The 19,214-nt window shown below is 69.2% G+C and carries 17 protein-coding genes and 1 riboswitch; of the genes, 5 read left to right on the forward strand and 12 right to left on the reverse strand.

Annotated features, from left to right (window positions below):
• Nucleotides 1–143: 143 nt before the first annotated feature.
• The 3 genes from ORI60_RS34755 to ORI60_RS34765 are packed head-to-tail and all read right to left on the reverse strand — an operon-like array spanning nucleotide 144 to nucleotide 2,880.
• On the reverse strand, nucleotides 144–1,121 hold the full coding sequence (locus tag ORI60_RS34755) for an ABC transporter substrate-binding protein (protein WP_266042241.1): 978 nt from the start codon (nucleotides 1,119–1,121) through the stop codon (nucleotides 144–146).
• The gene (locus ORI60_RS34760) at nucleotides 1,118–1,858 is read right to left on the reverse strand and encodes an ABC transporter ATP-binding protein (RefSeq protein ID WP_266042242.1); all 741 of its coding nucleotides are present in this window, start codon (nucleotides 1,856–1,858) and stop codon (nucleotides 1,118–1,120) included. The genes ORI60_RS34755 and ORI60_RS34760 overlap by 4 nt, the downstream gene beginning before the upstream one ends.
• A complete protein-coding gene (locus ORI60_RS34765) occupies nucleotides 1,858–2,880 on the reverse strand; it encodes a FecCD family ABC transporter permease (protein WP_266042243.1) in 1,023 nt (340 codons plus the stop codon). Before ORI60_RS34765 ends, ORI60_RS34760 begins: the two co-directional genes overlap by 1 nt.
• Before the next feature lie 33 nt (nucleotides 2,881–2,913).
• A riboswitch (cobalamin riboswitch) is annotated at nucleotides 2,914–3,042 on the reverse strand.
• Nucleotides 3,043–3,136: 94 nt separating this feature from the next.
• Here ORI60_RS34765 and ORI60_RS34770 point away from each other — a divergent pair.
• Entirely contained in the window at nucleotides 3,137–3,556 is a 420-nt protein-coding gene (locus ORI60_RS34770; RefSeq protein WP_266042244.1) for a YciI family protein, read from the forward strand.
• Nucleotides 3,557–3,625: 69 nt separating this feature from the next.
• Here the strand turns inward: ORI60_RS34770 and ORI60_RS34775 are convergent, their stop codons facing one another.
• The 3 genes from ORI60_RS34775 to serA all read right to left on the reverse strand — a co-directional run bounded on the left by ORI60_RS34775 (nucleotide 3,626) and on the right by serA (nucleotide 10,080).
• Nucleotides 3,626–4,663, reverse strand: a complete 1,038-nt coding sequence (locus tag ORI60_RS34775) for a 3-isopropylmalate dehydrogenase (RefSeq protein ID WP_266042245.1) — start codon at nucleotides 4,661–4,663, stop codon at nucleotides 3,626–3,628.
• Nucleotides 4,664–4,976: 313 nt separating this feature from the next.
• Nucleotides 4,977–8,249: a S8 family serine peptidase gene (locus ORI60_RS34780; RefSeq protein ID WP_416234541.1), complete on the reverse strand. Its 3,273-nt coding sequence runs from the start codon at nucleotides 8,247–8,249 to the stop codon at nucleotides 4,977–4,979.
• A 241-nt stretch (nucleotides 8,250–8,490) separates the two neighbouring features.
• The gene (gene serA / locus ORI60_RS34785; RefSeq protein ID WP_266042247.1) at nucleotides 8,491–10,080 is read right to left on the reverse strand and encodes a phosphoglycerate dehydrogenase; all 1,590 of its coding nucleotides are present in this window, start codon (nucleotides 10,078–10,080) and stop codon (nucleotides 8,491–8,493) included.
• A gap of 889 nt (nucleotides 10,081–10,969) precedes the next feature.
• Between serA and ORI60_RS34790 the strand changes: the two genes are divergently transcribed.
• Nucleotides 10,970–11,527, forward strand: coding sequence for a dephospho-CoA kinase (locus ORI60_RS34790; protein WP_266042248.1), 558 nt, complete (start codon nucleotides 10,970–10,972; stop codon nucleotides 11,525–11,527).
• Here ORI60_RS34790 and ORI60_RS34795 read toward each other — a convergent pair.
• The 4 genes from ORI60_RS34795 to ORI60_RS34810 all read right to left on the reverse strand — a co-directional run bounded on the left by ORI60_RS34795 (nucleotide 11,460) and on the right by ORI60_RS34810 (nucleotide 15,192).
• Nucleotides 11,460–11,723 (reverse strand): DUF397 domain-containing protein, encoded by a 264-nt coding sequence (locus tag ORI60_RS34795; protein ID WP_090051086.1) that lies wholly within the window; start codon nucleotides 11,721–11,723, stop codon nucleotides 11,460–11,462. The two genes, ORI60_RS34790 and ORI60_RS34795, sit on opposite strands and share 68 nt — an antisense overlap.
• A 90-nt stretch (nucleotides 11,724–11,813) precedes the next feature.
• Nucleotides 11,814–12,827, reverse strand: a complete 1,014-nt coding sequence (gene ilvC, locus ORI60_RS34800; protein WP_266042249.1) for a ketol-acid reductoisomerase — start codon at nucleotides 12,825–12,827, stop codon at nucleotides 11,814–11,816.
• A gap of 26 nt (nucleotides 12,828–12,853) precedes the next feature.
• On the reverse strand, nucleotides 12,854–13,360 hold the full coding sequence (gene ilvN / locus ORI60_RS34805; RefSeq protein ID WP_030479767.1) for an acetolactate synthase small subunit: 507 nt from the start codon (nucleotides 13,358–13,360) through the stop codon (nucleotides 12,854–12,856).
• A complete protein-coding gene (locus ORI60_RS34810) occupies nucleotides 13,360–15,192 on the reverse strand; it encodes an acetolactate synthase large subunit (protein ID WP_266042250.1) in 1,833 nt (610 codons plus the stop codon). The genes ilvN and ORI60_RS34810 overlap by 1 nt, the downstream gene beginning before the upstream one ends.
• A gap of 232 nt (nucleotides 15,193–15,424) precedes the next feature.
• On the opposite strand from ORI60_RS34810, the gene ORI60_RS34815 reads away from it, so the two are divergent.
• The 3 genes from ORI60_RS34815 to ilvD all read left to right on the forward strand — a co-directional run bounded on the left by ORI60_RS34815 (nucleotide 15,425) and on the right by ilvD (nucleotide 18,206).
• Complete coding sequence (locus tag ORI60_RS34815; RefSeq protein ID WP_266042251.1) at nucleotides 15,425–15,862, forward strand: PH domain-containing protein; 438 nt, start codon at nucleotides 15,425–15,427, stop codon at nucleotides 15,860–15,862.
• Nucleotides 15,859–16,284 (forward strand): vitamin K epoxide reductase family protein, encoded by a 426-nt coding sequence (locus ORI60_RS34820; protein WP_266042252.1) that lies wholly within the window; start codon nucleotides 15,859–15,861, stop codon nucleotides 16,282–16,284. The genes ORI60_RS34815 and ORI60_RS34820 overlap by 4 nt, the downstream gene beginning before the upstream one ends.
• Before the next feature lie 77 nt (nucleotides 16,285–16,361).
• The gene (gene ilvD, locus ORI60_RS34825) at nucleotides 16,362–18,206 is read left to right on the forward strand and encodes a dihydroxy-acid dehydratase (RefSeq protein ID WP_266042253.1); all 1,845 of its coding nucleotides are present in this window, start codon (nucleotides 16,362–16,364) and stop codon (nucleotides 18,204–18,206) included.
• Here the strand turns inward: ilvD and ORI60_RS34830 are convergent.
• A complete protein-coding gene (locus ORI60_RS34830) occupies nucleotides 18,203–18,445 on the reverse strand; it encodes a hypothetical protein (RefSeq protein WP_266042254.1) in 243 nt (80 codons plus the stop codon). The two genes, ilvD and ORI60_RS34830, sit on opposite strands and share 4 nt — an antisense overlap.
• A 10-nt stretch (nucleotides 18,446–18,455) precedes the next feature.
• Complete coding sequence (locus tag ORI60_RS34835; RefSeq protein ID WP_266042255.1) at nucleotides 18,456–19,184, reverse strand: DoxX family protein; 729 nt, start codon at nucleotides 19,182–19,184, stop codon at nucleotides 18,456–18,458.
• Between the last annotated feature and the right edge of the window lie 30 nt (nucleotides 19,185–19,214).

The following is a 19,214-nucleotide window of genomic DNA, read 5'->3' on the forward strand; positions in this document are numbered from 1 at the left end:
GCTGAGCCATGTCCGGGATGCTGCCACAGCTCGGCACGGCGTACCAAGCGACGGGAGGAAATCTCCCACTATCTGGTCACGGGTTCACGCCTGTGACGCCACCTTCGTGAGGGGGCGGCCCGCACGGCGGGCCGCCCCCCGGCTCAGGCCCCGGCCAGGGACTTCGCGCACGCCACGCTCCAGGCCGCGGTGCGCGGCGACTCGACCAGCGCCGCGTACGGCAACGAGAAGAACCGCTTCCCCTTGACCGCGGGCGAGTTGGACAGGGGCGCGAACCCCTCCAGGAACGCCTGCTTCTGCTCCGGGGTGTTCGCCTCCCCGTCCGCGTAGTCCACGATGAGCACGACCTCGGGGTCGCGCTGCACCACGGTCTCCCAGTTGACCGTGGTCCAGCTGTCGTTCAGGTCTCCGAAGATGTTGTCGCCGCCGGCCTTCGAGATGATGTCCTGCGGCGCCGCGTTCTTGCCGGACGTGAACGGCTGGTCCTGCCCGCTGTCGTAGAGGAACACCTTGGGCCGCGGCTTCCCGGCCATCAGCCGGCCCGCGTTCGCGATCTGCTCCTGGTAGGTCTTCACGAGCTCCTCGGCCTTGGCCTCGACCCGGAAGATCTTCCCGAGGTTGCGCAGGTCCGTGTACAACGCGTCCAGCGCGGGCATGATCCCCCGCTGCTGCCCGACGCCGTTGCGGCAGGCCTCGGTCAGCTGGTAGGTCCCGATCCCCAGGGCCTTCAACGCGTCCGGGGTGAAGCCGGTGCTCTCGCTGAACCCGTAGTTCCAGCCGGCGAAGACCAGGTCCGCGTTCGCGCCCTGCACGACCTCCTTGGAGACCTTGTCGGACAGGTGCTTCACGCTCTCGAAGTCGGCCTTCCAGGGCGAGGTGCGCACGTCGACGGTGTCGGTGCCGGACACGACGTACCCCGCCATCCGGTCCTTCAGGCCCAGCGCGAACATCAGCTCGGTGATGCCGGTGTCGTTCGTGACCACTTTGGACGGGACCTTGTCGAACGTGACCTGCTGACCGCAGTTCGTGATCGTCACGGGGTCGGACGCGGAGGCGTCCTGGGCCACCGTGGCACCGCAGCCGGAGACCAGCAGCAGCACGGCGCAGACGACGGTTCTCAAGGGGTGACCTCCTGGTCGAACAGGAGCTGGGGAACTCCCGTGGTGGGGTGGGCGACGACGTGCGCGGTGACGTGGAAGACCTTGGCGACCAGTTCGGGGACCAGGACCTCGGCCGGCGTGCCGGACGCGACGACGCGGCCCTCGTCGAGGACGTACAGGCGGTCGCAGAAGGACGCCGCGAGGTTCAGGTCGTGCAGGACCGTGAGCACGGTGACGCCCAGTCCGCGCGCGAGCCGCAGGACGTCGAGCTGGTGGCGGATGTCGAGGTGGTTCGTCGGCTCGTCCAGCACGAGGACGCGCGGTTCCTGGGCGAGTGCGCGGGCGATGAGCACGCGCTGGCGTTCGCCACCGGAGAGGCTGAGGAAGCTCCGCGAGGCGAGGTGCGCGACGTCCACGGTGGCCAGCGCCTCGGACACCACCCGTGCGTCACGGGCGGGATCGCGGTCGTGCGGCAGGCGGCCCATCTCCACGACCTCGGCGACCGTGAAGTCGAACTCGACCTGCGACTCCTGCGTGAGCGCGGCGAGGTCGCGGGCGACGCCGTGTCGCTTGTGGACGTTGTCGCCGTCGAGCAGGACGGTGCCCGCGTCCGGCTTCAACGCCCGGTACACGCAGCGCAGCGTCGTGGACTTGCCGCTGCCGTTGGGACCGACGATGCCGACGACCTCACCGCTGGCGTGCAGGGTGATGCCGGAGACGATGTCCCGCACGGTGACACCGGTGAGCTCGACCCGCATCAGCGGCCTCCGAAGACGTAGGACCTGCGGCGCATCAGGAAGATGAAGCACGGCACGCCGAGCGCGGCCGTGATGACGCCGAGCGGCAGTTCCTCCGGCGCCGCGAGCATCCGCGCGGCCACGTCGACCCAGACCAGGAACGAGGCTCCGGCCAACGGTGCGAGGGCGAGCACCTTGCGGTGGTCGGCGCCCACGACCATGCGGGTCAGGTGCGGCAGCATCAGCCCGACGAACCCGACGGCTCCACTGACCGCCACCAGCACGCCGGTCATGGCCGCGGTGACGACGAACAGGTGCGTGCGGAACCGGTTCACCGCCACGCCGAGGGTGGTCGCGGTCTCGTCGCCCATCGCCATCGCGTTGAGCTGCCGTGCCTTGGTCGCCAGGTAGACGATGCCGGCCGCGGTCACCGCGGCGGCGACGGGCAGCGACTGCCAGTTCGCCCCGCCGAGGCTGCCGAGCAACCAGAACATCGCGGCCCGCGCCGCCTCACCGCGTGGCGCCTGGAACACCAGCAGCATCGCCACGGCGGAGAACCCGTACGCCAGCGCGGTCCCGGTCAGCACGAGCCGCAGCGGTGTGAGCCCTCGGCTCGTGCGCGCGGTTATGTAGACCAGTGCCGTGGCGCCGAGGCCGGTCAGGAACGCCCCCACCGACAGCGCGTAGACGCCGAGACCGGACAGGACGCCGAGCGTCGCCACGGCCGTCGCGCCCACGCTCGCGCCCGACGAGATGCCGAGCACGTAGGGGTCGGCGAGCGCGTTGCGGACCATCGCCTGGATCGCCACGCCGACGGTGCTCAGGCCCGCGCCCACGACGGCGGCCAGCAGGACGCGGGGAAGCCGGATGTCCCAGACGATGTGGTACTGCCCGGCGAGGTCGGCGGGGATCGTGCCGCCGGTCAGCGCCGCCCACAGCAGTTCGAGCGTGAGGCCGAACGGCACGGAGACGGGGCCGAGCGCGACGCCCGCGACGAGGCTGACGGCGAGCACGCCGACGAGCACGCTGATCTTGGAGAGCACTGGGTCCTTCCCGCAGTCCACGGCGGAGTCGGAGATTCCTCGGGCACCGTGAGCGGGTGTTCGGGCTCGTCCCTGGTGGGACCTACCGTTGCGGGTCAGCGCCGGACTTCGACCGGTCTTCCCCCACGCACGACTGACGCGACCCTACCTGCGAAAACAGGAAGTTCGGAAATTTCTCGGGTGTGATGTCGATCCGCCCGCCGCCCGTTCGACCTGTGGACGTCAGCGAGGAAGACACCGAGCAAGGAGCCACACCGTGAAGTACATGCTGATCATGCGCGCCACCGACGAGGCCTACGCGAACATGGGCGAGTTCGACTTCGACAAGATGCTGGAGACGGTCGGCGCGTTCAACGAGGAGCTGATCCGAGCCGGTGTCCTGCTCGCCGCGGAAGGTCTGTCCGAGCCGTCCGAGGGTGTCGTCGTCGACTACTCGGCCGAGCCCCCGGTCGTCACGGACGGGCCGTACGGCGAGACCAAGGAGCTGTTCAACGGCTTTTACCTGCTCAACGTCTCCTCGAAGGAGGAGGCGGTCGAGTGGGCCAAGCGCATGCCGATGACGGGCGCCGGGTTCAAGACCGAGATCCGCCGGGTGCCGTCCATCGACGAGTTCCCGCAGGACAACGAGTGGATCCAGAAGGAGCGGGCGTGGCGTGAGGCCAACGGCCAGCTCTGACCGGCGCGCGGAAACGCCGAAGCCCCGGCCGGAGGATCCCGGCCGGGGCTTCAAAACGTCTGGCAGAACTCAGCCCGTGCGCACGTTCGACGACACGAGAGCCGCGAGCCTGTCACCGATCGCGTAGGTCTGACCCGGCGACTGGTGGTCACGCGTGGCGAGGTCGAACGCCACGGAGGCCTCGATCCGGCGCGCCGACTCGTGCTCGCCGAGGTGGTCGAGCAGCAGCGCGACCGACAGCACGGCGGCCGTCGGGTCGGCGATGCCCTGGCCCGCGATGTCCGGTGCCGAACCGTGCACCGGCTCGAACATCGACGGGTTGCGACGGGTCACGTCCATGTTCCCCGACGCGGCCAGGCCGATGCCACCCGTGACGGCGGCGGCGAGGTCGGTCAGGATGTCGCCGAACAGGTTGTCGGTGACGATCACGTCGTAACGGCCCGGGTCGGTGACCATGTGAATGGTCGCCGCGTCCACGTGCTGGTAGGCCACGGTGACGTCCGGGTGCTGCAGCGAGACCTCCTCCACGACGCGCGACCACAACGAGCCGGCGTGCGTGAGGACGTTCGTCTTGTGCACCAGCGTCAGGTGCCGGCGCTGCCTGTTCGAGGCACGCGCGAACGCGTCCCTGACCACGCGCTCGACGCCGAACGAGGTGTTCAGCGAGACCTCGGTGGCGATCTCGTGCGGCGTGTCCTTGCGGAGCAGGCCGCCGTTGCCCGCGTACGGGCCCTCGGTGCCCTCGCGCACCACCACCATGTCGATCTCCGGCGGGTCCGCGAGCGGGCTGCGGACACCGGGGTAGAGACGAGCCGGGCGGAGGTTCACGTGGTGGTCGAGTTCGAAGCGCAGCCTCAGAAGCAGGCCCCGCTCCAGAATTCCGCTCGGCACCGACGGGTCGCCCACCGCGCCGAGCAGGATCGCGTCGTGCTGGCGAAGCTCTCCCAGCACCGACTCGGGCAACAACTCTCCCGTGGCGTGCCAGCGCGCCGCGCCGAGGTCGTAGCGAGTGATCTCGGCCGCCGGAACGACCTCACCGAGGACCTTCAGGGCCTCAGCGATGACCTCGGGCCCGATCCCGTCTCCTGGGATCACTGCGAGCCGCATCCACACACCTCCCAGGTGTCAGTCCCCAATTGGTGGGACTACTTTCCTTCGCGAAAGGCTACCGGCATCACGGGTGCTCGCCGCATGCCGGACACCCCATCGGGGTGTTATCTCCCGTACTGCGGGACACCCACACGGCCCATATCCCACTTTCGAGTGTCACTCGACCGCAGGAACGGTGTCGCGTCAAGGGGTGACGGCAGGCAGTTCCGGGCCGTGACGTGCCGGGAGGCCCGGCTCCAAACGAGGAACCGGGCCTCCCGGGAAACATCCGATCTGGCGCCAGCAGGCGCCGCGTCCTTCCGACTCAGCGCTAGTAGGCGCCGCGTCCGCCGGACTTCACCAGGACGACCGACGCGCGGTCACCGTTGGCGTTGTGGTGGTTGAGCACCAGCAGGCCGTCGGACTTGTCGGCCTTGAGCGAGGCCTCGTCCTTGTTGACGACGAGCGCGGTGCCCGGCTTCGCGAGGTACGAGAGCGCCGCGTCACCGCCGCCCTGCGCCCACAGACCCGGCTTGAGCGGGTCGTAGGACAGGCTGCGGTCGACCACGTCGATCAGCTTGTTCGCGTTGCCCGGCGCCGGGTAGTAGCCGGCGGTGCCCACGACGTACGAGAGGCGGGCCGTGTCCTTCGACGCGTCGATGCCCAGTGCGCTCAGCAGCACCGGCAGGACGACGACGTTGGTGTCCTGGACGTTCGCGTCGACGTCGCCGAACAGGCCGTTCACGCCCTGGATGTCGACGGTCTCGCCCGTCTTCAGGTCCACGGTGGACGCGACCAGCAGGTCGGTGTCGGTCAGGCGGGTCGCGAACACCTCGAAGTCCGCCGTGCCGTCACCGTTGGTGTCGATGTCGACGAACGGGATGGTGTTCTTGCCCAGGTTGTACCAGTTGCCCCAGGTCGCGACACCGAACGCGAGCAGCGCCTCCTCGGGCTTGCCCTGCGCCTTGGCCAGCGGGGCCGTGGAGGCCGCGCCGACGTAGCGGAGGTCGCCGCCCTTGGCCGTCTCGTTGAGCGCGCAGTTCTCGGTGACGTTGCGCTTGCAGTCGCGCAGCTTCGGCGACTGGGCCTGCAGCTCGAGGACGCTGATCAGCGAGCGGTAGGCCTGCGAGCCGGTGCCCTGGTCGACGCCCTTGCCGGACACGTTCAGCACGGCCTGCTTGTCGTTGCCGCGGAACTTGAGGCTGGACGCGGTCTTGATGTCCGCGACCGGCTTCGGCGCCGAGTAGACCGACAGGCGCAGCGGCACGGTGGCGCCGGCGGTCGGCGTGAAGGTCACGCGACCGGAGGCGTCCGCGAGGAACTGGCGCGGCACGTCGAGCTGGGTGGGCTCGACCGTCGAGTCGACCGTCTTGCGCAGCGCCTTCGGGTCGTCGATCTTCAGGGTCACCTTGACGCGCGCGACACCGCGCGGGCTCAGCTTCACCTTGTCCTGCGAGAGCACGTAGCTCACGCCGGGGATCGTCGTGGCCGCGGTGTAGCCGACCGCGTACTCGACGGACTTCGTGGACTTGTTGACCAGCTTGATGGTCTTGGACTTCGAGACCGGCTTGGAGACCTCGACGACGCCGAAGTTCGCGCTGACGTAACCGTTGTCCTCCTCGACGTAGGCGAGGACCTGGTTGTCGATCGCGGACTTGCCGTCCACGCGGCCGGTGCCGACCCGGTTGGGGGCGAAGGTCTTGCCGTTCTCCTTCACGTCCGCACCGGCGGTGTTCATGATCGAGGCCTTGACCTCCTCGAGCGTCCAGTCCGGGTGCGCCTGGCGGACCAGGGCGGCGATGCCGGCGACGTGCGGCGACGCCATCGACGTGCCGGAGATGACCATGCGGTCGTCGCCGGAACCGACGGCGGTCGACGAGATCGTGTCACCGGGGGCCGCGACGTCCGGCTTGATGGACTGGCCGCGGGTGCCGCGGCTGGTGAACGCGCTCGGAGTGTCCGAAATGGACTGGTCGTACGTCGCCGTCGACGTGCGCAGCTCACCCGCGAGGCGGACGACCAGCGTGCCCGCGTTCAGGGCCGGGCGCACGGCGTTGGTGGCCGAGCCGGTGAACTGGAACATCGGGATGTTCGCGTTGCCCGCGATGCCGGCCGCGAAGTTCTCCAAAGTGGACGACAGCAGCACGCCCAGACCGCCCGCGGCCTGCACGTTGTTGGCACGGGCACCGGAACCGCAGCGGCGCGTCGCGTCGTTGTCGTCCCACTCCAGCCAGACGAACTTGCCGGCGACCGCGTCGGTGAGCGGCTGGCAGCCGTCGAGGTTGCCTGCCTGGGTCAGCTTCACGACCGGCAGTTCCTCGTCGTAACCGAGGTAGCCGGTGAAGTTCTGGCTGTACTGACCGGGCTTGAGGCCCTGGTCCTTCACCTCGGCGCCGTCGCGCAGCACGTACGAGTCGCGCGTGGAGGCGACGGTCAGCGCCTCGGGCGTGTTGCCCGGCGAGCCGCCGATGTCGTAGAGGTCGCCGCCGTTGCCCGCGGAGAAGACCGGCATGACGCCTGCCTTGTACAGCTTCTTCACGAAGAGGCTGTCGGGGTCGTCCGGGGCGCCGTAGTCGGAGCCGAGGGACAGGTTGACCACGTCGAGGTGGTCGGAGAAGTCGCCGTCGCCGTCGGGGTCGAGCGACCAGTCGAGCGCCTGCGAGGTGACGTTGGTCGAGCCGTCGCAGCCGAAGACCTTGAGCGCGAAGATCTGGGCCTTCGGCGCGGTGCCGGGGCCGATCTTCATCTCGTTGAGCTTCGCGGCGTCGAGCTTGGTGTAGTCGCCCTTGAACGTGCTGCCGTCGGCGTTCTCACCGAAGCCGGCCGTGGTGCCCGCGACGTGCGAGCCGTGACCGTTGCAGTCGATGGGGTTCGGGTCCGGCTTCGGCGTGTTGATCGCCGGGTCGGTGCTCTCCCCGTCGTAGTCCTCACCGACGAAGTCGTACCCGCCGACGACCTTCGCGGTCGGGAAGTTCGGGTCCTTCGCGCGCGGGTCGACGGCCTTGAACGCCTCGACGGTGCCGGGGCCGCCGAAGTTCGCGTGCGTGTAGTCCACACCGGTGTCGATGATGCCGACGCGGATGTCGTCGCCGAGCTTGCCGTACTGCTGCCAGACGTTGAGCGTCCTGGTGAGCTGGACGGCGTTCGAGTTCTGGCGCTTCTTCGGCACGACCGGGTAGACCGCGAGGACGTCCGCGCGCTGCGCGAGCTCGCGGACCTTCTGCGCGTCGGCCTTCACGACGACGCCGGGGACGCCGTTGGAGGTGCGGTAGAGCTCCTTGGTCTGCGTGTCAGCGCTCTTCAGCTGGCCGACGACCTGGTCCGCGGTGGCGGAGGAGTCGCTGCGGGCCTGCTTGGCGGCCTGCTTCGCGACCTCCTTGCCCTGGCTCTTCTTCTCGTCGAACGCGTCGACGGCCGGCTTGCGGTCCAGCGCGACGAACGCGGTGACCGAGCCTGCGGCGTTCAGCCGGGGAGAAACCTTGAGGTGCAACGCTTTCGCGTCCAACCCGTGCGCACCCTTCACCGGCTGCGCGAGCGGTTCGCTCTGCGCCTGTGCCGTGGCAGGTGCGATCAGCAGTGTGGTGATGGCAGAGAACACCACCAGACTCGATCGTCTCTTCACAACGTTGCCCCAACCGAGGTGTGTGCCTTCGACCCGAAGTAGCAGTGCCGTGCCCTCTACGGCACCGGGTCAACCTCGTGGGGACGCTAATCGCTGATCGTGTCTCTGCGACTGCCCCGAAAGTATGAATATGGTCTACAGATAGTTGCCTGTTACGACTTCGTTGTGAACGACGATGGACACGGGAAGGGGACTTTGCCGTCCCCTTCCCGGTATGTCGTGACTATCCGAAGTCGACAGAGCGAACGGTGCGCGCACCGACGGCGGCACCGATCGGGTCGAGCACCTGGGTGTCGACCGGGCGGTCGACGCGCAGCACCATGACGGCGTCGCTGCCGGTCTGGCTGATCTGCGCGGCCTCGATGTTCACGCCGGCCTCGCCGAGCAGCGTGCCGACCGTGCCCATGACGCCCGGACGGTCCGGGTACTCCAGCAGGAGCACGGTGCCTTCGGCCCTCAGGTCGAAGTTGCGGCCGTTGATGTTCACCAGCTTCTCGACCTGCGCGATGCCGCTGACCGTGCCGGAGACGCTGAACGTGCTGCCGTCCGCGTGCACCGACTTCACCGTGACGAGGCTGCGGTGGTTCGGGCTCTCGGGCTCCTTGACGAGCTCGACGCTCACGCCCAGGTCGGCCGCGAGGCTCGGCGCGTTCACGAACGTCACCTGCGACTCGACGACCTTGGAGAACACCCCGCGCAGCGCGGCGAGCGGCAGGATCTCGACGTCCTCATTGGACAGTTCGCCGCGGACCTCGACGGTGACGCTGGTCGGGGCCTTGGGCGACAGTGCACTGAGGACGGTGCCCAGCTTCTGGACCAGCGGCAGGTACGGGCGGACCTCCTCGCCGACCGCACCGCCCTGGACGTTGACGGCGTCCGGCACGAACTCGCCGGCGAGCGCGAGGATGGTGCTCTTCGCGACGTCGGTGCCCGCCCGGTCCTGCGCCTCGGCCGTGGACGCGCCGAGGTGCGGGGTGACGACGATGCCCGGGACGTTGAACAGCGGGCTCTCGGTCGTGGGCTCGGTGGAGAAGACGTCGATGCCGGCGCCGCCGACCTGGCCCTCCTTGACGGCCTCGGCGAGGGCTTCCTCGTCGATGAGGCCACCGCGGGCGGCGTTGACGATGATGACGCCGCGCTTGGCCTTGGCCAGCTGCTCCGCGCCGATGAGACCCTTGGTCTCCGGCGTCTTCGGCAGGTGGATGGAGATCGCGTCGGCGCGCTCGAGCAGCTCCTCGAGGCTGACGAGCTCGATGCCGAGCTGGGCGGCGCGTGCCGCGGACACGTACGGGTCGTAGGCGATGAGCTCGACGCCGAACGCGGCGATGCGCTGCGCGAACAGCTGGCCGATCTTGCCGAGGCCGACCACGCCGACCGTCTTGCCGTTGAGCTCGACGCCGTTGAACTTGGAGCGCTTCCACTCGTGGTTCTGCAGCGTCTCGTGCGCGGCCGGGATCTGGCGCGCGACGGAGAGCAGCAGCGCGACGGCGTGCTCGGCGGCGCTGACGATGTTGGACGTCGGCGCGTTGACGACCATCACGCCGTTCTGCGTGGCGGCCGGAACCTCGACGTTGTCCAGGCCGACACCCGCGCGGGCGACGACCTTGAGCTTGCGCGTGGCCGCGAAGACCTCGGCGTTCACCTGGGTGGCGGAGCGGACGAGCAGGGCGTCCGCGTCGGCGACCGCGCTGAGGAGGGCTTCTCGGTCGGTGCCGTCTACGTGGCGCACTTCGACGCCGTCGCCGAGAGCGTCCAGGACGGACGGCGCGAGCTTCTCGGCGATGAGGACAACAGGTCGGCTCGTGTTGCTCACGGACATCGCTCCCAGGAAGGGTCGGATCGTGGGGCGCGGGCGTGGTCGGGGGCGGCTGGCCCGCGCCGACCGGAGCACCGCAATGTGTCCGGACTGTTAACGAGCATAGACACCGGCCTTGCGCGCGCATTCCGCCGGGTGGCTCAGGTCACCGCCCGCGTCTTGCAGTATGGGACGAATCAGGCCTCGACGTGGTGTTCACCCGACAGAGTGACGCCCACGCCCTGGGAACGGGTGGGGCGTTGACGTAGGGCGGGTGGAGGGCGCCGTCTGGGCGGGTGAGGGCTGTGCGTGGCCGTGCGGGGGCGTTGCGGGTCGATTTGAGTGCGTTTGTCGGGTTCCAGCGGGGTTGGTCGCGTCGGGTTGGTCGCGTCACCTTGCGAGGGTGGGCGCGCGGGCAGTGACGAAGCGCGGGGTTGCGATTGGGGCTTGACCTTGAGCCTCTGGCGGGATGCTGGACGGCCGGAAAAGGCCGGGCTGAAAAGCGCCCGGCCGTGCCCATGAGGGGAGCATCCCGCCCACTCAAGGTAAACCCCCAATCGCCATGAGCGGGGTGCACCGCTCACCCGGCGGCCCAGGTTCGGACGGCTCGCTTCGCATCGCCACGCCAGGACTCGTACGTGGTCGCCTTGCGACCGCGAATGCGGGTGGCACCGCGCGCCGGACCTGCGTGGTGGTCGCCTTGCGACCGCGAATGCGGGTGGCACCGCGCGCCGAGCCTGCGTGGTGGTCGCCTTGCGACCGCGAATGCGGGTGGCACCGCGCGCCGGACCTGCGTAGTGGTCGCCGCGCGATGGCGAATGCGGGTGGCACCGCGCGCCAAGCCTGCGGTGGCATGTGGTTCGGCTTATCGCGTTGCCCGCCGTGGGACGCTTCGACGATGCCGCTCGTGTGGATCACTGGAGCGTCGGGGTCCGGCAAGTCGACCGTCTGCGCGCTGCTGAAGAGCCGGGGAGAGCCGGCGGTCGACGCCGACTGGGAGGGCTACAACCAGTGGGTGGACCGGGTGAGCGGGCAGGTCGTCGCCGCCCCTCCCGACCCGGTGCCGCAGGGCTGGCTCGACCGGTTCGGGTGGCGGATGAGCCGGGAGCGGGTCGAGGACCTCGCAGCGCGGGCGCGGGAGACCGACGTCTTCCTCTGCGGCTACGTCGAGAACGAGGCGGAGGTGCTGGACCTCTTCGACCTGGTCATCTGCGTGGTGATCGACGACGAGACGATGCGCGAGCGGTTGCGGACGCGCACGACGAACTCCTTCGGCAAGCACCCGGAGGAACTCGCGGCGGCCCTGGAGCACAACGCGCGCCTGGAGGCCGCCTACCGGGCGCGCGGCGCGGTGGTCGTCGACGGGACCCGGCCGTTGGAGGAGGTCGCGGACGCGATCACCACGGCTCGTCGAACTCGCCGTCCTTCGCGCCCAGCACGAACGCGTCCCACTCGGCCATCGTGAAGGTCAGGACGGGTTCGAGCTGCTTGGAGTTGCGCATGGCGACGTACGTGGCGCCGTCGGTGTGCTCGATGAAGGCGATCTCGACGTGGCCGTCTTCCGGTTCCGGCTCCGGCGGGCGCTTCCACTGCGCGTTGCGGAGGTCCAGCTTGCCGCGCACGTGGGCCTTGTCGTCGTAGATCGGCGCGCTCTCGGTCATGCGAAAGACGCTAGCGGATGGACACGAACGAAAAGCGGAAAGGCCCGCGGAGCGTCACACACGCTCCACGGGCCTCCCTGGGGAGAAGACTCAGGCGGTCTCGGTGATCGGCCGGTCCACCCACGACATCATGTCGCGCAGCTTCTTGCCGGTTGCCTCGATCGGGTGGTTCTCACCCTCCTGCTGCAGCTTCTTGTAGTTCGCGCGGCCGTTGTCGTCCTCGGCCACCCACTCGTTCGCGAAGGTGCCGTCCTGGATCTCGCCCAGGATCTTCTTCATCTCCTCCTTGACCGCGGCGGTGATGACGCGCGGGCCGCGGGTCAGGTCACCGAACTCGGCCGTGTCGGAGATCGAGTAGCGCATGCGGGCGATGCCGCCCTCGTACATGAGGTCGACGATCAGCTTGAGCTCGTGCAGGCACTCGAAGTACGCGACCTCGGGGGCGTAGCCCGCCTCGGTGAGGACCTCGAAGCCGGCCTGGACGAGGGCCGAGGCGCCACCGCAGAGGACGGCCTGCTCGCCGAAGAGGTCGGTCTCGGTCTCTTCCTTGAACGTCGTCTTGATGACGCCGGCGCGCGTGCCGCCGATGCCCTTCGCGTACGACAGGGCGAGGGCCTGGGCGTTGCCGGAGGCGTCCTGCTCGACCGCGATGAGCGCCGGGACGCCCTTGCCGTCGACGAACTGGCGGCGGACGAGGTGGCCGGGGCCCTTCGGCGCGACCATGGCGACGTCCACGCCGGACGGGACCGTGATGAGGCCGTAGCGGATGTTGAAGCCGTGGCCGAAGAAGATCGCGTCACCCTCGTTGAGGTTCGCGGCGATCTCGTTGGCGTAGATGTGGCGCTGCGCGGTGTCCGGCGCCAGGATCATGATCACGTCGGCCCACGCGGAGACCTCAGCCGGCGTGCCGACCTCCAGGCCCTCTTCCTCGGCCTTGGCGCGGGACTTGGAGCCCTCCTGCAGGCCGATGCGGACCTCGACGCCCGAGTCGCGCAGGGACAGCGCGTGGGCGTGGCCCTGGCTGCCGTAGCCGATCACGGCCACCTTGCGGCCCTGGATGATGCTCAGGTCGGCATCGTCGTCGTAGAAGATCTCGACGCTCACAGTGTTTCCCTATCTCTCAGTAATGCTTAACGAACCGCGGTGGCGGTGATGGAACGAGCGCCACGGCCGATGGCGACCATGCCGGACTGGACGATTTCGCGGAGCCCGTAGGGCTCCAGCATGCGCAGCAACGCGTCGAGTTTTTCAGACGTGCCGGTGGCCTCGATCGTGACCGCTTCCGGGGACACGTCGACGACCTTCGCGCGGAAGAGCTGGACGGTCTCGAGGACCTGCGACCGCACCGTCGCGTCCGCGCGGACCTTGATCAGCACCAGCTGCCGCTGAACGGAAGCACTCGGCTCCAGCTCCACGATCTTGATGACGTTGATGAGCTTGTTGAGCTGCTTGGTCACCTGCTCCAGCGGCAGCTCGTCGACCGACACCACGATGGTCATGCGCGAGATGTCGGGGTACTCGGTGCGGCCGACCGCGAGCGACTCGATGTTGAAGCCGCGGCGGGAGAACAGACCGGCGACGCGTGCGAGCACACCGGGCTTGTCCTCGACCAAAACGCTCAGCGTGTGCCTGGTCATCACAGGTCCTCATCGAACAGGGGGCGGATGCCGCGGGCGGCCATGATCTCGGAGTTGCCGGTGCCCGCTGCGACCATCGGCCACACCTGGGCGTCCTTGCCGACGACGAAGTCGACGACGACCGGGCGGTCGTTGATCTCCAACGCCTTTCCGATCACCTCGTCCACCTCCTCGCGCGACTCGGCCCGCAGGCCCGCGCATCCGAGGGCTTCCGCCAGGAGCTTGAAGTCTGGGATGCGGTGCTTGTGCGTCCCCAGATCCGTGTTGGAGTACCGCTCGCCGTAGAACAGCGTCTGCCACTGGCGGACCATGCCCAGGTTGCCGTTGTTGATCACGGCGATCTTCACCGGCAGGCCCTCGATGGCGCAGGTGGCGAGCTCCTGGTTGGTCATCTGGAAGCAGCCGTCGCCGTCGATGGCCCACACCGTGCGGTCGGGCTCGCCCGCCTTGATGCCCATCGCGGCGGGGACGGCGAAGCCCATCGTGCCGAGGCCGCCCGAGTTGATCCACGTGCGCGGGTGCTCGTACTTGACGAACTGCGCGGCCCACATCTGGTGCTGGCCGACGCCCGCCGTGTAGATCGTGTCGGCTGGCGACAGCGCGCCGATCCGCTCGATGACGTACTGCGGGGACAGCGTGCCGTCCTCCGGCCAGACGTAGCCCAGCGGGAACGTCTCGCGCAGCGACTTGAGCGTCTCCCACCACGGTGCGAGGTCGACGGCCTTGGCCGTCTCGCGCTCGGCGCGGACGGCGTCGATCAGCTCGGTGATGATCTCCTTGCAGTCGCCCACGATCGGGACGTCCGCGCGGCGGTTCTTGGAGATCTCCGCCGGGTCGATGTCCGCGTGGATGATCTGCGCGTCCGGCGCGAACGAGTTCAGCTGACCGGTCACCCGGTCGTCGAACCGGGCGCCCAGCGCGATCAGCAGGTCCGACTTCTGCATCGCCGCGACGGCCGCGACGGTGCCGTGCATGCCGGGCATGCCCAGGTGCTGGTCGTGCGAGTCGGGGAACGCGCCGCGCGCCATCAGCGTCGTGACGACCGGGATGCCGGTGTCCTCGGCCAGGCGCAGCAGCTCGGCGTTCGCGTCCGCCTTGATGACGCCGCCGCCGACGTAGAGGACGGGCTTGCGGGCGGCCACGATCAGCTTGGCGGCCTCGCGCACCTGCTTGCCGTGCGGCCGGGTCGTCGGCCGGTAACCGGGCAGGCGCATCTCGGGCGGCCACGAGAAGCTGGTCTGCTCCTGCAGCACGTCCTTGGGGATGTCGACGAGGACCGGGCCGGGTCGGCCGGTCGACGCGATGTGGAACGCCTCCGCGATCGCCCGCGGGATGTCCGCCGGGTCGGTCACGAGCACGTTGTGCTTGGTGATCGGCATCGTGATGCCGCAGATGTCCGCCTCCTGGAAGGCGTCCGTGCCGATCAGCGGCCGCGACTGCTGGCCGGTGATCGCGACGATGGGCACGGAGTCCATGTTCGCGTCCGCGATCGGGGTGACGAGGTTGGTCGCACCCGGCCCCGAGGTCGCCATGCAGACACCGACCTTGCCGGTGGCCTGCGCGTAACCGGTCGCCGCGTGTCCCGCGCCCTGCTCGTGGCGGACGAGGATGTGCCGGACCTTCGTGGAGTCCAGCAGCGGGTCGTACGCGGGAAGGATCGTCCCGCCCGGAATGCCGAACACCACTTCACACCCGACCGCCTCAAGCGAGCGGACGAGGGACTGCGCCCCGGTCACTCGGATCGGCGCGCCAGTGGGCGGAGCCGGTTTGGGCCGCGGACCTGGACGTGGCGACGAGGGCTCGGAAGCCTGTCGCGATGGTGCGCTGGTCATTGGTTTGCCTCGTGGGTATCGGGGTCCGGACACGAAAAAACCCTCGACAACCCGAAGTTGGGTCGTGCGAGGGTCGCGCGTCGACGCAGGCTGTTCGGCTCAGGCGTCGACGCGCCTGAGAAGTACGAGAACGAGCGTGCGCTGCATGAAGCGGACGGTATCGCCTCGCGCAAGAGTGCGTCAACTCTGCGGGATGGAATTCCCGGATCGTGGACGTGGAACAATCCTCCGAGTGAAGAAGCTGGTCTTTCGCATCCCGGCAACGGCCCTGCTCGCAGCGGGTTTGATCGCCATCTGCGTCACCCCTGTGGCGTGGCTCGCTCCGGGACTGCAAGCGCTCTACGTCCTCCCGCTCGCGTACGCCTACTGGGTGATTCGCAACCGCACGACCGTCACCGAGGACGAGCTCGTCGCCCGCGGCGTGTTCGGCACGACCACGCTCAAGTGGTCCGAGGTGAAGTCGATCCGGCTGGCCCACAAGGGCTGGCTCAAGGCCGTGAAGGACGACGACTCCGAGGTCACGCTGCCCGCGGTGCGGTTCATGCACCTGCCGGCGCTGTCCCTCGTCAGCGGTGGCCGCGTGCCCGACCCGACGGCCACGGAAGAACCCGTCGCCGAAGAACCCGTCGCGGAGGAGCCCGAGAACGAGGTCGTAGAGTCGGAGAAGTGATCAAACGAGTTCCGCTGCTGAGCCTGCTGCTCTCCATCGCAGGCCTGCTGACCTCGGCATATCTGACGTACACGCACTTCGACGCGAACGCGCTGCTGTGTTCGGCTGACGCCGTCATCGACTGCGAGACCGTGACCACGAGCGAGCAGTCGGAGTTGCTGGGCATCCCCGTCGCGTTCCTCGGACTGGCCTTCTTCGCGTTCCTGACCGTGATCTGCCTCCCGTTCGCGTGGCGGATCGACGCCCTGAAGTGGGTGCGCCTCGCGGCCGTCGGAGTCGGCGTCCTGATGGTCGTTTACCTGGTGGCGGCCGAGTTCCTGCTCATCGGCAAGATCTGCCTGTGGTGCACCGTCGTGCACGTGATCACGCTCGCACTGGCCTGTCTGCTGGTCCGAGCGAGTCTGCGCACAAGTAACCTTTGAGTCACCGCTCCCAGACTGGTGGACGCCGCACCCCCGCGTCCCGCGCGCTTTTTTCTTGAACTGAATCTGGAGGAGCAGTGCCTCAGCTCCGCTCTCGCACCACCACTCACGGCCGCAACGCAGCGGGTGCCCGCGCCCTCTGGCGCGCGACCGGCATGACCGACAGCGACTTCGGCAAGCCCATCATCGCGATCGCCAACTCCTACACGCAGTTCGTGCCCGGCCACGTGCACCTGCGCGATCTCGGGGACATCGTGGCCGAGGCGGTGCGCGAGGCGGGCGGTGTCGCACGCGAGTTCCACACCATCGCCGTCGACGACGGCATCGCCATGGGCCACAGCGGGATGCTCTACTCGCTGCCCAGCCGCGAGATCATCGCCGACTCCGTCGAGTACATGGTCAACGCGCACCAGGCCGACGCGATCGTGTGCATCTCGAACTGCGACAAGATCACGCCCGGCATGCTGAACGCGGCGATGCGGCTCAACATCCCCGTCGTGTTCGTGTCCGGTGGCCCGATGGAGGCCGGCAAGGCCGTCGTCGTCGAGGGCGTCGCCGTCGCGCCGACCGACCTGATCACCGCGATCTCCGCCTCGGCCTCCCCCGCCGTGAGCGAGGACGGGCTCTCCGAGGTCGAGCGCTCCGCGTGCCCGACGTGCGGCTCCTGTTCCGGCATGTTCACCGCGAACTCCATGAACTGCCTCACCGAGGCCCTCGGGCTCTCGCTGCCGGGCAACGGCTCGACGCTGGCGACGCACGCCGCGCGCCGCGAGCTGTTCTCCGAGGCGGGCCGCGTGGTCGTGGAGCTGTGCAGGCGCTGGTACGGCGAGGACGACGAGTCGGTGCTGCCGCGGTCGATCGCGAACCGCAAGGCGTTCGAGAACGCGATGGCGCTCGACATGGCCATGGGCGGCTCGACGAACACCGTGCTGCACATCCTCGCCGCCGCGCAGGAGGGCGAGATCGACTTCACGCTGCAGGACATCGACGACCTGTCCCGCCGCGTGCCGTGCCTGTCCAAGGTGTCGCCGAACTCCGACTACCACATGGAGGACGTGCACCGGGCCGGTGGAATCCCCGCCCTGCTGGGCGAGCTCTACCGCGGCGGCCTGCTGAACGACGACGTCACGTCGGTGCACACGCCGACGCTGGCGGAGTGGCTCGGCAAGTGGGACATCCGCGCGGAGAACCCGTCGCCGGAGGCGGTCGAGCTGTTCCACGCCGCTCCCGGCGGTGTGCGGACGACCGAGGCGTTCTCGACGTCGAACCGCTGGTCCTCTTTGGACACCGACGCGGCCGGCGGCTGCATCCGCGACGTCGAGCACGCCTACACCAGGGACGGCGGCCTGGCCGTGCTGCGCGGCAACCTGGCCGAGCGCGGCGCGATCATCAAGGCCGCGGGCATCGACGAGGAGCTGTGGCACTTCGAGGGCCCGGCGCGCGTCGTCGAGTCCCAGGAGCAGGCCGTCTCGGCGATCCTGAACAAGGAGATCCAGGCGGGCGAGGTGCTGGTCGTGCGGTACGAGGGCCCGTCAGGCGGCCCCGGCATGCAGGAGATGCTGCACCCGACGGCGTTCCTCAAGGGCTCCGGCCTCGGCAAGAAGTGCGCGCTGATCACGGACGGCCGGTTCTCCGGCGGTTCGTCGGGCCTGTCGATCGGTCACATCTCGCCGGAGGCGGCGGGCGGCGGCACGATCGGCCTGGTCGAGAACGGCGACCGGATCCTGATCGACGTGCACGAGCGGCGGCTGGAGCTGCTGGTCGACGCCGACGTGCTGGCCGAGCGCCGCGCCAAGATGGAGGCGTCGGAACGGCCGTGGCAGCCGGTGGACCGGGTTCGCCCGGTGACGGCGGCGCTGCGGGCGTACGCGCGGATGGCGACGGACGCGTCCACGGGCGCGGTGCGCGACCCGAGCCGTTAGAGAACCAGGGCGAGCGCCACGGCGGCGCCGAACACGAGCCAGCCCGTCAGCGGTCCGCTGACGGGCTGCTCCGTCTTCTTGACCATGACGCCGGCGACGACGAGGCCCGCGAGCAGGCCGAGCGGCGGCAGCAGGGACTTCGCGGTGAGCCCGAACGGGAACGCCACCAGGTAGACGATCGGGAACCCGATCACCAGCAGGGCGAGCTGGAGCACCGCTCCCGTCAGGTTCTTCTTCATGCGGAGAGTCTTACCGGAAGACGAAGTAGGTCACCGCGGCGCCACCGGCACCGATCAGCAGCGCGATGAACCCGGCCGCCAGCGGGTGGCGGAACCAGCTGCGGTTGTAGTCGAGGGCGGCCCGGCCGGGCCCGGCGAACAGCGCCGCGAAGGCCATGCCCGCGAGCGCGAGTTCCAGCTCCACGCCGTTGGGGCCGAAGAAGCCGCCCTTGTACTGCAGCGCGATGACGTTGGCCATCACGGCGAGCAGGCCCGCCGCCGCGAGCGGCGTGAAGAGGCCCAGCACGAGCAGGGCGCCGCCGGCCAGCTCGGTGATGCCGGTGACCCACGCGAGGACGACCGACTCGCGGTAGCCCATCTTCTCGAGCGACTGCGCGAAGCCGTTGATGCCGGGGCCGCCGAAGAGCCCGAAGACCTTCTGCAGGCCGTGCAGCACGAAGATGCCGCCGAGCACGGCGCGCAGCCCGAGCAGGCCGATGTCCGGGCCGGCGGTCCAGCCGAACTTCCTGCGCTCGTCGTCGAACGGGTCGGCGTCCCGCGAGTCCTCTGTGGACTTGTCCAGCGGCGTGTAGGCCGTCGTGTCGAACGACTTCGTGGTGGAGTCGTACGGCGACAGGACGTCCGACCCGGCTCTGGTGGTGCCGTCGTCGAAGTGGTGCACTCCCCCTCCGCTGCTCGAGTAGAACGAGTCGTCGGAGAAAGCGCTCGAACTCGCCGAGCCTTTGTCGTGAGTAGCCACGCCCGCACGCTAGGGGGCCTCGCGCGGGCG

This window comes from Lentzea sp. NEAU-D7, from assembly GCF_026242055.1.
Lineage (GTDB): Bacteria > Actinomycetota > Actinomycetes > Mycobacteriales > Pseudonocardiaceae > Lentzea.